At 69.2% G+C, this 13,715-nt stretch carries 13 protein-coding genes; 3 read left to right on the top strand and 10 right to left on the bottom strand.

Annotated features, from left to right (window positions below; all coding sequences use genetic code 11):
- Positions 1-129: 129 nt before the first annotated feature.
- Positions 130-1,236, bottom strand: coding sequence for a GuaB3 family IMP dehydrogenase-related protein (locus tag IEY84_RS01880; protein WP_183541702.1), 1,107 nt, complete (start codon positions 1,234-1,236; stop codon positions 130-132).
- A 67-nt stretch (positions 1,237-1,303) separates the two neighbouring features.
- A complete protein-coding gene (locus IEY84_RS01885; RefSeq protein WP_183541704.1) occupies positions 1,304-2,122 on the bottom strand; it encodes a class I SAM-dependent methyltransferase in 819 nt (272 codons plus the stop codon).
- Positions 2,123-2,293: 171 nt separating this feature from the next.
- Between IEY84_RS01885 and IEY84_RS01890 the strand changes: the two genes are divergently transcribed.
- A complete protein-coding gene (locus tag IEY84_RS01890; RefSeq protein WP_183541706.1) occupies positions 2,294-2,983 on the top strand; it encodes a winged helix-turn-helix transcriptional regulator in 690 nt (229 codons plus the stop codon).
- Here the strand turns inward: IEY84_RS01890 and IEY84_RS01895 are convergent.
- Positions 2,968-3,441, bottom strand: coding sequence for a DUF3224 domain-containing protein (locus IEY84_RS01895; protein WP_183541707.1), 474 nt, complete (start codon positions 3,439-3,441; stop codon positions 2,968-2,970). The two genes, IEY84_RS01890 and IEY84_RS01895, sit on opposite strands and share 16 nt — an antisense overlap.
- A gap of 63 nt (positions 3,442-3,504) precedes the next feature.
- Between IEY84_RS01895 and IEY84_RS01900 the strand changes: the two genes are divergently transcribed.
- A complete protein-coding gene (locus tag IEY84_RS01900; RefSeq protein ID WP_183541709.1) occupies positions 3,505-4,302 on the top strand; it encodes a helix-turn-helix domain-containing protein in 798 nt (265 codons plus the stop codon).
- Between the two features lie 45 nt (positions 4,303-4,347).
- Here the strand turns inward: IEY84_RS01900 and IEY84_RS01905 are convergent, their stop codons facing one another.
- Positions 4,348-5,175 carry a helix-turn-helix transcriptional regulator gene (locus tag IEY84_RS01905; protein WP_183541711.1) on the bottom strand — a complete coding sequence of 276 codons (828 nt, stop codon included), beginning with the start codon at positions 5,173-5,175 and terminating at the stop codon, positions 4,348-4,350.
- 118 nt (positions 5,176-5,293) lie between these two features.
- Between IEY84_RS01905 and IEY84_RS01910 the strand changes: the two genes are divergently transcribed.
- Complete coding sequence (locus tag IEY84_RS01910; RefSeq protein ID WP_183541713.1) at positions 5,294-6,709, top strand: MFS transporter; 1,416 nt, start codon at positions 5,294-5,296, stop codon at positions 6,707-6,709.
- Between the two features lie 61 nt (positions 6,710-6,770).
- On the opposite strand, the gene IEY84_RS01915 is transcribed toward IEY84_RS01910, so the two are convergent.
- The 6 genes from IEY84_RS01915 to IEY84_RS01940 all read right to left on the bottom strand — a co-directional run bounded on the left by IEY84_RS01915 (position 6,771) and on the right by IEY84_RS01940 (position 13,595).
- Positions 6,771-7,568, bottom strand: a complete 798-nt coding sequence (locus IEY84_RS01915) for a DUF1684 domain-containing protein (protein WP_183541715.1) — start codon at positions 7,566-7,568, stop codon at positions 6,771-6,773.
- A 149-nt stretch (positions 7,569-7,717) separates the two neighbouring features.
- Positions 7,718-9,217, bottom strand: coding sequence for an IMP dehydrogenase (guaB, locus tag IEY84_RS01920; RefSeq protein ID WP_183541716.1), 1,500 nt, complete (start codon positions 9,215-9,217; stop codon positions 7,718-7,720).
- 82 nt (positions 9,218-9,299) lie between these two features.
- On the bottom strand, positions 9,300-10,211 hold the full coding sequence (locus tag IEY84_RS01925) for a GNAT family N-acetyltransferase (RefSeq protein WP_183541717.1): 912 nt from the start codon (positions 10,209-10,211) through the stop codon (positions 9,300-9,302).
- A 71-nt stretch (positions 10,212-10,282) separates the two neighbouring features.
- Positions 10,283-11,068: a DUF1684 domain-containing protein gene (locus IEY84_RS01930; RefSeq protein ID WP_229788221.1), complete on the bottom strand. Its 786-nt coding sequence runs from the start codon at positions 11,066-11,068 to the stop codon at positions 10,283-10,285.
- A 66-nt stretch (positions 11,069-11,134) separates the two neighbouring features.
- Entirely contained in the window at positions 11,135-11,953 is an 819-nt protein-coding gene (locus tag IEY84_RS01935) for an ABC transporter permease family protein (RefSeq protein WP_183541719.1), read from the bottom strand.
- Positions 11,954-12,092: 139 nt separating this feature from the next.
- Positions 12,093-13,595 (bottom strand): LVIVD repeat-containing protein, encoded by a 1,503-nt coding sequence (locus IEY84_RS01940; protein ID WP_183541720.1) that lies wholly within the window; start codon positions 13,593-13,595, stop codon positions 12,093-12,095.
- Positions 13,596-13,715: the final 120 nt, after the last annotated feature.

The following is a 13,715-nucleotide window of genomic DNA, read 5'->3' on the forward strand; positions in this document are numbered from 1 at the left end:
GAGTGACGCCTCGGCATGTCGGTCACATGACGGGAAGGCGCGTCGAAAAGCAGTTGTGGGCGACGAAACCAGGGTTTCGTCGCCCACAACCGAAGATTCGGCCCGCCAGAAGTGCGGTTTCGGCGGAGGTCAGCCGACGACGACCTCGATCCGCTGGAACTCCTTGAGGTCGGTGTAACCGGTGGTGGCCATCGCGCGCTTGAGGGCGCCCACGAGGTTCATGGTGCCGTCGGCGACGTGGGAGGGACCGTAGAGGACCTCCTCGAAGGTGCCGACGGGCTCGAAGGCAACGCGCTGGCCTCGGGGCAGGTCGGCGTGGTGGGCCTCGTTGCCCCAGTGGAAGCCCTTGCCGGGGGCGTCCGTGGCCCGGGCGAACGGGCTACCGACCATGACGGCGTCGGCGCCGCAGGCGATCGCCTTGGCGATATCCCCTGAGCGGCCGACGGCACCGTCGGCGATGACGTGCACGTAGCGGCCGCCGGACTCGTCGAGGTAGTCACGACGCGCGGCGGCGACGTCGGCCACGGCGGAGGCCATCGGCACGGCCACGCCGAGCACGGTCCGGGTCGTGTGCGCCGCACCACCGCCGAAGCCGACGAGCACACCGGCCGCGCCGGTGCGCATCAGGTGGAGCGCCGCCTGATAGGTCGCGCACCCGCCCACGATCACCGGGACGTCGAGCTCGTAGATGAACTCCTTGAGGTTGAGCGGCTCGGACTGCGAGGAGACGTGCTCGGCCGAGACCGTGGTGCCACGGATGACGAAGAGGTCGACGCCGGCGTCCACGACTGCCTTGGCGAACTCCTTCGTACGCTGCGGCGACAGCGCCCCAGCGACGGTGACCCCCGAGGCGCGCACCTCGCGCAGCCGCTCGGTGATGAGCTCGGCCCGGATCGGAGCCTCGTAGATCTCCTGCAGACGCCGGGTCGCGTCGACACCGCTCATCCCGGCCAGCTCGTCGAGCAGCGGCTGCGGGTCGTCGTACCGCGTCCACACGCCCTCGAGGTTGAGCACCCCGAGGCCGCCGAGCTTGCCCATCGCGATCGCGGTCGACGGCGACATCACCGAGTCCATCGGCGCAGCGATCAGCGGGGTGTCGAAGCGATAGGCGTCGATCTGCCAGTCGGTGCTCACCTCGGTGGTGTCGCGGGTGCGCCGCGACGGCACGATCGCCACGTCGTCGAAGGCGTACGCCCGTCGTGCCCGCTTGGCCCTGCCGATCTCGATCTCAGTCACATGACGGATTGTTCCACGGGACCGGATCGAGATCGGAAAGCACGCACCGACCTGGGCCGTCGGGCCGCTAGCGACGTACCGCGGTCAGCAGCAGGTACTCCCACTTCATCGTCCCGGCGGTGAGGTAGCGGTCCCCCAGGTCGGCGAGCGCCGAGTCGAGCGCGGCGATCCGGGCCTCGTCCTCGGCGATCCCGCGGTAGGCGACGATCGTCGGCCCGTAGCAGGCCTTGAAGAAGTCGCGGAACTCCGCGCCGGTCTCGAACGAGTCGACGGCCACCGTGCGCTTCTCGGCCCGGAGATCGGTAACCGAGTCACCCAGCAGGCCGCGTACGTGGGTCTCGTCGCCCCACCGCGGGGGCGGCTGCGCACCCTCGGGCGGGGGTGCCATGAACGGCTTCATGGTCGCGAACATCTGGCCGATGAAGCCCTCGGGGGTCCAGCTGACCAGGCCGATCCGGCCGCCCGGACGCACCACCCGGAGCAGCTCGGCGGCCGCCTTCTCGTGGAACGGCGCGAACATGATCCCGACACAGGACATGACGACGTCGAACGCGGCGTCGTCGAACGGCAGCGTCTCGGCGTCGGCGACCCGCCAGGTGAGTGAGCCGGCGCCCGCCTCCTCCGCATGAGTCTGCCCGATCTCGAGCAGCTCCGGGGTCAGGTCGCTCGCGATCACGTCCGCGCCGGCGAGGGCGGCGGGGATGGCGGCGTTCCCGGTGCCGGCGGCGATGTCCAGGACGCGGTCGCCGGCAGCGATCTCGCACGCCTCGACGATCACCTGGCCGAGCTCGGGAATGAGCTCGTCGGCGACCCGGGCATAGTTCCCCAGCCCCCACATCGCGCGATGGCGGGCCTTGAGGTCTGGCTGAACGGGTGTAGCGGTCATGTCTCCTCCAACGTCGACCCGAGAGCTGACCCCAGACTCGCCGGTAGCGCGCCGCACCGATAGTGCCGGATCTGAACCTCGGAAGGTTCTGGATCTGTACTTGCCACCCGACCCCTCCAGCGGTCTACTGGGAGGAGCGGATCTCGGGCCGCACCAGCGGGAGGCGGTCCGATGGCGGGCTACGGCCAGTTCTGTCCGATGGCGAAGGCCATGGAGGTGCTCGACGAGCGGTGGACGCTGCTGGTCGTACGCGAGCTGCTGCTCGGCAGCACCCACTTCAACGAGCTGCGCCGGGGTGTCCCGAAGATGTCGCCGGCTTTGCTCTCGAAACGGCTGCGCACCCTGGAGCGCGCGGGCATCGTCCAGCAGCGCGGCGAGGGGAAACGTACGTCCTACCACCTCACCGCCTCCGGCCAAGAGCTCGCCACGGTCGTGACCGCGCTCAACGAGTGGGGCGCGCGCTGGGTCGGGTCGCTGGGCCAGGCCGACCTCGACCCGCACCTGCTCTTCTGGGACATGCGCCGCACGATCCCGGTCGACGCCTGGCGACGGCAGCGCACCGTCGTCGAGTTCGACCTCACCGATGTCGACCCGAAGGTCGCCCGCTGGTGGCTCGTGGTCGCCGCCGACCAGGCCGAGGTCTGCGACTTCGACCCGGGGTTCGAGGTCGATGCGCGGCTCACCTGCAGCCTGCGTACGCTCACCGAGATCTGGCGCGGCGACCTGGCCTGGCCGCTTGCCCTGCGCGCGGAGAGGGTCACCATCACCGCCACCGAGGGCGTCCGCCGCGCCCTCCCCGCCTGGCTAGGCCAGTCCTCGGCCGCCCGCGTCCCCCGCCCCCGCGTTCAGCTCCAGTCGTAGGAGAGCACGAATCCGTACGTCTCCCCGCCACCCTCCTCGGAGAGGACCATCTCGGCCTCGCCGACGAGCCCTTCGAGGCCACCGGTGCCGAGCCCGGGGACGACGGTGAGGTGGGAGCGCACGGTCTTGTCGGCGTACGTCCCGCTGATCCGCCACACGCACGAGCCCTCTTGGCCGGCGATGGAGCCGGTGAACTGCTCGTACGCCTCGAAGATCGCGCCGCCGGCGGGGTTGCCGTAGGCGCCGATCATCCGCGCCACGCCCGTGCCCTGGATCTCGCCGGTGTAGGTGTAGTCGGTCTCGGCGGTGGTCAGGCCGCGGTGGGGGATGTAGACGTCGTCGCCCATCTTGGTGCCCTCGCCGTCGATGTCGACGTAGGCCGCCTCCTGCCAGCGCGCGACGGTCATCGTGGTGCTGGCCTTGTTGCTGTAGGTCTTGTCGGTGCTCTGTTCGCTCATGGGTCCACCCTGTCGCGGAAGCAGGGGCGCGCGATTGAAGGAACGCGCCATATCGTTGGCGGCATGGCTGGCGACGCGGAGAGCAGAGGCTATCCGGACGCGATCGTGCGGCCGGTGACGGCGGCACGGACGATCACGACGGAACGGTTCGCGGTGTCCCCGGCGCTCGCAGGACACGTCGACTACCACTGGTACGTCGGTTGGGATCTCGAGCAGCCGCACGACCAGCAGATCATCCCGCAGCCCCGGATCCACATCGCGGCCGAGGACGGCCGCCTGCTCGTGCACGGCATCGGGCGCAGGCCGTTCCGGCGCCACCTGACCGGCCGCGGGCACACGCTCGGCGTCTCGTTCCTGCCCGGGCTCTTCCGTCCCGTGCTCGGCAGCCGGGTCAGCGCCATCGCCGATCAGGTCCTCCCCGCCCAGGAGCTGCTGGCCGTCGACGACCGGCCGGTGGCGGACCAGATTCTCGCCTCCGACGACCCTGCCGAGATGGCTGCGGCGTTGGAGACCTACCTGCTGGCGGTCGGTCTCCCCACGGACCCGGTTGCCGAGGACGTTCGCCGTTGGATGGCCCTCGCCGAGGACGACCGCTCGATCACCCGCGCCGAGCAGCTCGCCGAACGTGCCGGGCTGAGCCTGCGCTCGCTGCAGCGACTGTTCAGCGAGTACGTCGGGGTCGGCCCGAAGTGGGTCGTGCAGCGGTTCCGCGTGCTGGAGGTCGCCGCCCGCGCCCACTCCGGTGACGTCGACTGGGCCGCGGTGGCGGCAGAGCTGGACTTCAGCGACCAGGCCCACCTGGTGCGCACCTTCCGCGACGTCGTGGGACAGCCGCCGGCGACGTACGCCAAGGATCTGTAGTTGTGAAGCTGAGAGTGACCCATAGACCACTCTCAGCTTCACAACTCACTGACCGGCAAGCTGCGACAGCCCGTCCGCTGACGGCGAGCCGGGCTCGGCCCGGTAGAGCACCAGCCGCTGGCTGGTCTCCGGCAGCACCATCGCCTCATAGGAGAGGTCCAGCCGCCCGGCCACCGGATGCCGCAGTCGCTTGATGCCATAGCCGCAGTCCATCACCGGATGCTCGGCCCACAGCTCGGCGAACAGGTCGCTGCGCTGCACGAGCTCGCCGACCAGGCAGCTGAGGATGTGGTCCTCGGGGTGCAGCCCGGAGGAGTAGCGCAGGAAGCCGACCAGCTGCAGCCCGGCGGCGCCGGGGTCGACGAAGAGCTCGGGCCCCTCCGGCTCCAGGAAGAACCGACGGACCAGGTTGGGGCGCATCGAGCGATCCGCGTAGGGAGCGTCGAAGTCCAGCCCGTGCCCGTAGATGCGGTGTCCGAGGTCGTTCCAGGCGAGCACGTAGTTGGCGTGGTCGACGATCAGGGCCGGACCCGGGTAGTCCATCAGCATGGCGACCGCGCTCGGCCGGGGCTCCTCGTCGCGGGCCCTCCCCGGGCCCGGCCCGGCCGGGCGGGCGAGTCGGCGCAGGTGGTCGTGCTCCTCGGCGCTCAGCCGCAGTGCACGGGCAAGCGCGTCGATCACCGAGTCGGAGGCGTTTTGGTGGTCGGACTGTTCCAACCGGGTGTAGTAGGTCGGCGAGACACCGGCGAGCATCGCCAGCTCCTCGCGCCGCAACCCCGGCACCCGTCGGGCACCGTAGGAGACCACGCCCGCCTCCTCCGGGCTGATCGCCGCCCGTCGGCTCCGCAGGAACTCGCCCAGCTCAGTCGTCATGGTCTCTATAGTGCCGCCGAACCGAGGTTTCTTCCTGACCCTGTCAGTGCTAGGCACGCGGAGGGATGGCAAGACAGGTGTCTGGCTGGGGCACCTCGACCGGCGGACCGTTGAGCCCATGACCACCACAACCCAGGCCGAGCCCGTACGCAAGGCCACCATGACTCGCGGGCAGCTGCTGGTGCTCCTGCTGCTGCTCGCCTCCCAGTTCACCCTCACCGTCGACTTCTCGATCCTCAACGTGGCGCTGCCCACCGTCGGCGCCAGCCTGGGCTTCGCCGAGGCCAACGTGCAATGGATCGCCACCGCGTTCGCGCTGAGCGCGGCCGGCTTCACGTTGCTCTTCGGCCGGATCGGCGACTACGTCGGCCGGCGCCGGGTCTTCATGATCGGCATGGTCGCGCTCGGTGCCGCCTCGCTGCTGGGCGGGGTGGCCACCTCGCCCGAGCTGCTGCTCACCGCCCGGGTCGCTCAAGGTCTGGCGACCGCTGCGGTCACTCCGGCGGCACTCTCCTTGCTCACCGTCTCCTTCCCCGAGGGGCCGCTGCGGCAGCGTGCGCTGGGGCTCAACAGCGTGGTGATGTCGACCGGGTTCACTGCCGGGGCGGTGCTGGGCGGCGTACTCACCGATCTGCTGTCGTGGCGCTGGGCGTTCCTCGTCAACGTGCCGATCGCGTTGCTGGTGGTCGCCGTCGCGCCGTTCGTGCTGCGTGACTCCGCCGACCGGGAGCGGTCGCGGCTCGACCTCCCCGGCGCCGTCCTGGTGACCTCTGGGCTGTTGGCGCTCGTCTACGGTGCGACCCGCCTCGGCGAGGCCGGCATCACCGATGCGTGGGGGCTGGCCGCGATCGCCGTCGCGGTGGTGCTGCTGGTGGCCTTCTGGCGGGCCGAGTCCACCCACCCGCACCCGCTGGTGCCGCTGCAGATCCTCACCCGCCGGACCGTCGGTTTCGGCAACATCGCCGGCTTCGCGACGTTCGCCTTCGAGTCCTCGCTCGTCTTCGTGCTGACGATGTATCTCCAGCATGTCCTCGACCTCAACGCCCTCCAGACAGGTCTGATGCTCGTCGCGATGGGCCTGGGGGCGATCATCGGCGGGGCCGTGGGGCCGCGCTTCATCGAGAGCTTCGGCGTCCGGAACACGGTGGCGGGCGGCCTCGCCCTCCAAGCCGTGACCACCGGAGCGCTCGTCCTGATCGGGCCCTCGGTCGGCTGGCTGTGGTTCATCGGCCTGATGAACTTCGTCGGCGCCATCGGACACGTCGCCGCGATCGTCGGGTTCATGGTCGCCGCGACCTCCGGGCTCCCCGACCACGAGCAGGGACTGGCCACCGGGCTCGCGATGATGACGCAGCAGGTCGCGATCGCGCTCGGCATCCCGATCATGTCCACGGTGGCCACCGCCGCCGGCGGCGTCGCATCGCTCGGGGCACTTCAGGTGGCGATCGGTGTCAACGCCGCCCTCGTTCTCGTCGCCGCGGCGCTGGTGGCCGGTGGGCTTCCGATGCGCCGTCCGGTGGTGGAACCCGCCTGAACCCGGGCGTTCGTGCTGCTGAGCTCGGCTTCCCGCCGCCGCTCAGCAGCACGAGCTCGTTTCAGGCGGGCATCTTCTCCCCGGCCTCGACCGCAATCGACAGCCGGTTGGCGGCCGGCGGAAGCGGACAGGTCGCGTGAGCGGTGTAGGCGCACGGCAGGTTGGTCGCGCGGTTGAAGTCGATCAGCACATCGCCCTTCGCGTCGGGCGCCTCGACGGAGAGCGAGCGGGTGGCGGCGTACGTCGTCCGGCCTGAGGTCCCGTCGCGGAACAGCACGTGCAGAGAACCCGGGGCGGAGCCGGGGAAGGCGATCAGCCTGTACGCCGCCCCGTCGACCTCGAACTCGATCTCGCCGACAGCCTCGTAGACGTGCTCCAGGCCGTCGACGACCGAGCCCACGGTCGTGGGCACCGGTGGGTCGTAGGCGACGAAGCGACCCTGGATCGCCCATCGCGGGTCGGGTGCGTAGGCCTCGGTGCCGCGGTAGCCGGTCAGGACCGGGTTGTCGGGATGGCGAGGGCGGATGATGGCGCTGCCGCCTCGGTTGGCGATCTCCACCGCCGCGTCGCCGAACAGGGCGGTGACTCCGCCGCCTTCGTCGATGACGCCGAACGAGTGCCGGCCGGTGATCTCGACGCCGTCGACGACCAGCGACTCCCCCGGGGCCAGCGAGACCACGATGCCGTCCTGACCGCTCGACCAGGCGCCCGGAACGTCGACGTACATCTCCGGCTCCTCGGCGAGCCAGCGCATCGAGGTGATCGCGAGGAAACCGTGGGCCGAGGCCCGCTTCCTCTCGTGCTCCTCGTGCCACGCCGCCCACTCCTGGGCGAAGACATCGGTATCGGTGACGGTCATGGGTCCTCCCGGAAGGCTCAGAATGCTGGCACCGGATTGAACTCCGACCGGTCCGGATTCGTGCCCGAATTCGTCACATCGTGATCATCTCGTCGCACGAAATGGGACGAGCCCCGGATCGGTGGATCCGGGGCTCGTGTTGTTGCAGGTCAGACGTGGTAGTTCGGCGCCTCGGCGGTGACCTGGACGTCGTGGGGGTGCGACTCCTTGAGCGAGGCGGAGGTGATCCGCATGAAGCGGCCCTTCTCCTGCAGCTCGGGGATGGTGCGCGCGCCGACGTAGAACATCGTCTGGTGCAGACCGCCGGTGAGCTGGTGGGCGACCGTCGCCAGGGCGCCCTTGTAGGCGACCTGGCCCTCGACACCCTCGGGGACGATCATGTCGTCGTCGGTGACCTCGGCCTGGAAGTAGCGGTCCTTGGAGAACGACTTCTTGCCGCGCGACGACATCGCGCCCATGGAGCCCATGCCGCGGTAGGCCTTGAACTGCTTGCCGTTCATCAGGACCAGGTCGCCGGGGGTCTCCTCGGTGCCGGCGAGCATCGAGCCGAGCATCACGGTGTCGGCGCCGGCGACGATGGCCTTGCCGATCTCGCCGGAGTAGCGCAGGCCGCCGTCGGCGATCACCGGGACGTCGGCGGGCTTGCAGGCCAGGCTCGCCTCGTAGACGGCCGAGATCTGGGGAACGCCGACGCCGGTGACGACGCGGGTGGTGCAGATCGAACCCGGGCCGACACCGACCTTGACCGCGTCGGCGCCCGCATCGACGAAGCTCTGCGCGCCTTCCTTGGTGGCGACGTTGCCGCCGATGACCTGGACGTGCTTGGTGGCCGGGTCGGTCTTGAGCCGGTGGACCATGTCGATCAGCATGCGTACGTTGCCGTGGGCCGTGTCCGCGACGAGCACGTCGACACCGGCATCGATGAGCGTGGTCGCCCGCTCCCAGGCGTCACCGAAGTAGCCGATCGCGGCACCGACGAGCAGGCGGCCCTGAGCATCCTTGGAGGCGTCGGGGAACTGCTCGGACTTCACGAAGTCCTTGACGGTGATCAGACCGGTGATGCGGCCGTCGGCGTCGATCAGCGGGAGCCGCTCGAGCTTGTGCTGGCGCAACAGCTTGGTGGCCTCTTCGCGGGAGATCTCGGAGGGGCCCGTGATCAGGTCACGCGAGGTCATCACCTCGTTGACCTTCGTGGTCGCCCACTCCGCGACCGGGGTGAACCGGAGGTCGCGGTTGGTGATGATGCCGATCAGCTTCTGGTCGACGTCGACCACAGGGAACCCGGAGATCCGGTATTCACCGGCGAGCTTGTCGAGCTGCTCCAGCGTCGCGTCGGGCCCGATGGTGACCGGGTTGGAGATGATCCCCGTCTGGGTGCGCTTGACCAGGTCGACCTGGTAGGCCTGATCCTCGATGCTCAGGTTGCGGTGCAGGACCCCGATGCCGCCCTGGCGGGCCATCGCGATCGCCATCCGCGACTCGGTCACGGTGTCCATCGCCGCGGAGATCAGCGGGACCCGCAGGTTGATCTCGCGGGTCAGTCTGGAGGTCGTATCGATGTCGGACGGCGCCAGATCCGAATATCCGGGCATCAGGAGGACGTCGTCGTAGGTGAGGCCGAGCGTCGCGAACTTCTCCGGGATCTCCATGGAGAAATGCTACGGCCCTTCCCCAGGGATCGGCGAAACGGCGAGACTTCTCAGGTGTTTCCGGCACACCTGTGGTGTTGCCCTACCGGTCCAGCGGCCTGAGATCCCGCACCGGCACCTTGACGGTCAGCAGATCACCGGCCATCCGGATCCGGCCGCGCATGCCGGCAGCGAGGACCATGGGCAGCACGGCCTGGTTGTCGGAGTGGGTGGTGACCAGGATCTCGTCGGCGCCCAGCATGTGCGCCAGCTTGGCGGTGTCGACCAGCAGCCGGGTCCCGATGCCGCGGCGCTGCCACGCCGGGTCGACGCGCAGGTTGATCTCGCGGACGTTCTCGTCCCCCTCGGTCGGCCCCAAGACCTCGCCGATACCGACAGCGACCCCGTCGATCAGGGCGGAGACGGTCTCGCCGGTGACGACGAGATCGGGGGTGCTTCCGGTGCCGAGGCGACGTACGGGCGGAGTGGTGCCGATCGCCGCCGACTCGCGGCTTCGGTCGAGGACGTCATTGAGCAGGTCGGCCATGGCGGCGCCGCGGGCGTGCTCGGTGGCGGTGAAGGGGGCCGTACGGTGCAGCTGCACGTCGACGTCGGCGACCCGCAGCTCCATGGTGTCGTGGACGACCCCGGGCGGGGCCTCTGCCTCGGCGTCGAAGAGGTGCGCGACGACGTCCGGGAACGACATCGGCCGCTCCAGGATGTGCCGGCAGGCCTGTACGTAGCGGGTCGGCTGGTCGGCCAGAGCCGCCTCGTTGGCGGCCTGGATGACGGTGTCGTCGCCACCCGATGCGGCGATCAGGTCACAGATCTCCGCCTCGCCCCAGTCCTTGGGCGTACGCAGCACGAACTCGTCGGTCACCTGCGCCAGCCCGGGGAAGATCTGCATCCCCAAGATGTTGACCCCGGCCTTGCCGCAGCGCTGCGCGAGCACCGCCAGCGCACCGGGTCGGTCCGGCAGCGTCGTACGCACTCTCCACAAGATCGTCCCCGCCATGGCCCTAGTCTGCCTGGTTCGCTGTTTCTGGTCCGTTACGCACGGTTAAACCTTGGAGCCGGCTGCGGGTCTCAGTCGGCGGGTGGGCGCGGCGGGGTCTGCTCGCCCGCTTCGACGAGCACGTCGATGTGGTTGCTGGCGGGCGGGAGCGGGCAGGTGGCGTGGATCGTGTAGGCACAGGGCATGTTGGCCGCGCGGTTGAAGTCGAGGACTGCCTTGCCGTCGGCGGGCGGCTCGACGGCGAGCTGACGGCAGGCGGCGTAGGTCGTCACCCCGCTGGTCTCGTCGGTGAACAGCAGCCACAGCTCGTCGTCGCCGCCGTCGAAGGCGATCAGCCGCTGCGGGCGACCACCGACCTCAAAGGCCACCTCCCCCACGGCGTCGATGACGCTCGAGCGGCCCTCGACGACGGAGCCGACCGAGATCGGCCGGCTCGTCTCGTAGGCGGTGAAGTCGGCGGTCACGCGCCACGCCGGGTCCGGAGCGTACGTCGGTGTGCCGGTGTAGTCGCGCAGGAACGGGCCGTCGGGTTGCCGAGGCCGGAGCACCGGGGTGCCGAAACGGTCGGCGACCTCGACGGTCCCGGCGTCGAAGGTCGCGACCACCCCGACAGGATCGACGTGCCCGAAGACGTAGCGACCGGCCAGGGTGGTGCCACCGAGCTCGAGCCACTCGCCGGGGCCGAGCTCCACGACGGCGCCCTCCGGGGCGTTCGACCAGGCCCCCGGGATCCCGGGGAACCGCTGCGGCTGCGCGCCGAGCCAGTGCAGGCCGGTGATCGCCAGGAAGCCTTCCGGGCTTCTCAGCTCGGCCTCCCGCTCATCGCGCCACTGTTGCCACGCCTGCTCGAAAGTCACGCGCCGCACTCTACAAAGATCTGCGTTGCCAGGTCTTGCAATAGTCGCCGACTTTTACCCTCGGCTTCACCCGCGGGGCGTCTGTGCCTTCCTGTGGACCGTCGCCAGCAGGCGGATCGCGCCGCGCGCTGCGGTGGCCAGGACGAGGTACCAGATCGCGGCCACTATCAGCAGCGGGATGATCAGATGGTTGCGCTCCTCGAGCGCCTGGACGACCCCGAGCAGGTCGGTGACGGCGAGCACCGAGACCAGGCTGGTCGCCTGGAGCGTCGTCACCAGCAGGTCGCCGAGCGCGGTGAGCCGGTCGCCGCCGGAGAGAGCCCTCGCTGCGTACGCTCCCAGCGCCAGCGCCAGCCCGACGATCGCCGCATGGACCGGTGTGACCAGCCGGACCGTGTCGATGTGCACCCCCGGGATCCCGAAGGTGATGTCGGGAAAGACCAGCGCGATGTTGCTCCACAGCAGCAGGTGGACGAGCACCGGGATGCCGCCGAAGATCCAGACGTACGCCGCCGCGACACTGCTCAGCACCGGGTTCGCCGTCCGCTCCATCCTGCCCAGGACCAGCCCGAGCGCTGAGGCCAGGGCGAAGACCAGCACGGTGAGCCGGAGGGTCAGCCAGACCCCGGCGAGGACGTCAGGATGGAGCAGGTGGCCGACGACCGCGCGCGGGAGCAGGTTCTCGTTGGTCGCCAGGCTCCACAGGAGCCTCAGGAGAAGGAGGCCGACGAGGGCAGCGATCGCCCATTCGACTGTGTTGATCTCGACACGCCTCCGCCTAGCGGCTCCGGCGGCTCGACCAGCGGGCTTCCCGTCGGTCGAGCCGCGAGCGCTAGCGAGCGTGTCGAGACCAACACGGTCGTCGTCGGCAGCCGTCTCGGTCATCGCCGTGAACCCTGGCGTCACCCGGTGACCAGGAGGTTTCGGACAGCTGGTCATTCGCTGAAATCGCCGAGTCGGCGCATCCGACCCCTCTCGCTCGCTTCGCGAGATACGGGGTCAGATGCGCCGACTCGGCTATCTCTCAGTAGGAGGGTTGAGCCTGCACGTTCAGCTCGTCGAACTTGACCTTCTTCGCCGAGGCGACCCGCGGGTCACGCAGGTCGAAGACGTCGAAGCCGCGCTGGATCTCGTTGGAGTAGATGTAGCCGTTGTAGTAGTAGGTCGACCACGCGCCGGCGATGGTCGTCGTGTCCTCGAAGGGACCACGATCGAACCAGGCGATCTCCTTCGGGTTGGCCGAGTCGGTGAAGTCGTAGACGGAGATGCCGCCCTGATACCAGGCCTGGACCATGATGTCCTTGCCCTTGACCGGGATCAGCGAGCCGTTGTGGGCGACGCAGTTCTCGGTGTTGGACTGGGTGCGCGGGATCTTGTAGTACGACTTGAAGACCAGGTCGGAGCCCTCGATGTCGTAGATGCCGTTGGCGCCCTTCTCGGGGCCGACCTCCGGGTTGCAGACCGGCGCGCCGCCGCCGCCGAGCTCGTCGGTGAAGACGACCTTGGTGCCGCTGTTGTTGAAGGTCGCCGAGTGCCAGAACGCGAAGTTCTCGGTGTCTCGCACCCGCTCGGTCACGACCGGGTTCTCGCGATCGGAGATGTCCATCAGGATGCCGTCACCCATGCACGCACCCGCTGCGATGTCCTTGCTCGGGTAGGTGGTGATGTCGTGACACCCCGCGGTGTTGGTGTAGCCACCGTCTGGGAAGAGCACCGGCTCGTTCACCACGGCGGCGGTCTCCGGCGTCTTCGTCGGTATCTTCACGACGCTGATCTTGTCGTGCGGCCGCTGGCAGTCGGGGAACTCGTCGCGGGGACCGTAGGAGGAGACGTACGCGTAGACGGCCTTGCCGTCCTTGCTAGGCGCCAGCGAGTGTGTGTGCGAGCCGCACTTGGTCTCGACCGCGGCGACATATGCCGGCTGCGCCGGGTTGCTGATGTCGAAGACCCGGATGCCCTCCCAGGACTCCTTGATCGCCGCCGACTGCGCGACGTTGTCGCAGGTGTTGTTGCTGCGGCTGGAGTCGACGGAGAGGACCAGCAGGTCGCCGTGGACCGAGATGTCGTTCTGCGATCCCGGGCACACGACCTGGGTGACCAGCCGAGGCTTGTGGGGCTTCTTGATGTCGATGACGTTGAAGCCGTCGTAGTTGCCGGCGAAGGCGTAGTCGCCCTGGAACGCCAGGTCGCTGTTGAGTGCGCTGGTCGGCGTGAACGCCCCCGACTTGGGGAGGTTCGCGATCAGGTTCAGGTTGGGAGTGCCATCGGTGTCGCCGGCCTCCACGACCGGGTTGTTGACGCCGAGCTTCGCGATGTCGTTGCCTGGCGCACAGGCAGAGGCGAAGTTGTCACCGGCCGCGGCCAGGACCTTCTTCTCCGCCTCGGTGCAGCTCGGCTGAGGGGCGGCGCTCTTCGAGCCGTCGTGGGAGTGGGACTCGTCGGCCGAGGACGGGGCCGCGACGGCCAGCCCTCCAGCGACGATCATGGCCGATGCGACTCCGGCCAGGATATGGATGGGACGTCTCATGCGGGGGTCGCCTTCCGAGTCGACTGCCGTGCGGACAAACCACGGGCTCGTCGAGTCTAAGGAAATTTCCTTCCATGGACGACGAAATTGCATAAGTTTGCTACCTGCGTACGCCTCGGA

Origin of the sequence: Nocardioides albus, from assembly GCF_014648255.1 — a bacterium.
GTDB classification, from domain to species: domain Bacteria; phylum Actinomycetota; class Actinomycetes; order Propionibacteriales; family Nocardioidaceae; genus Nocardioides; species Nocardioides albus.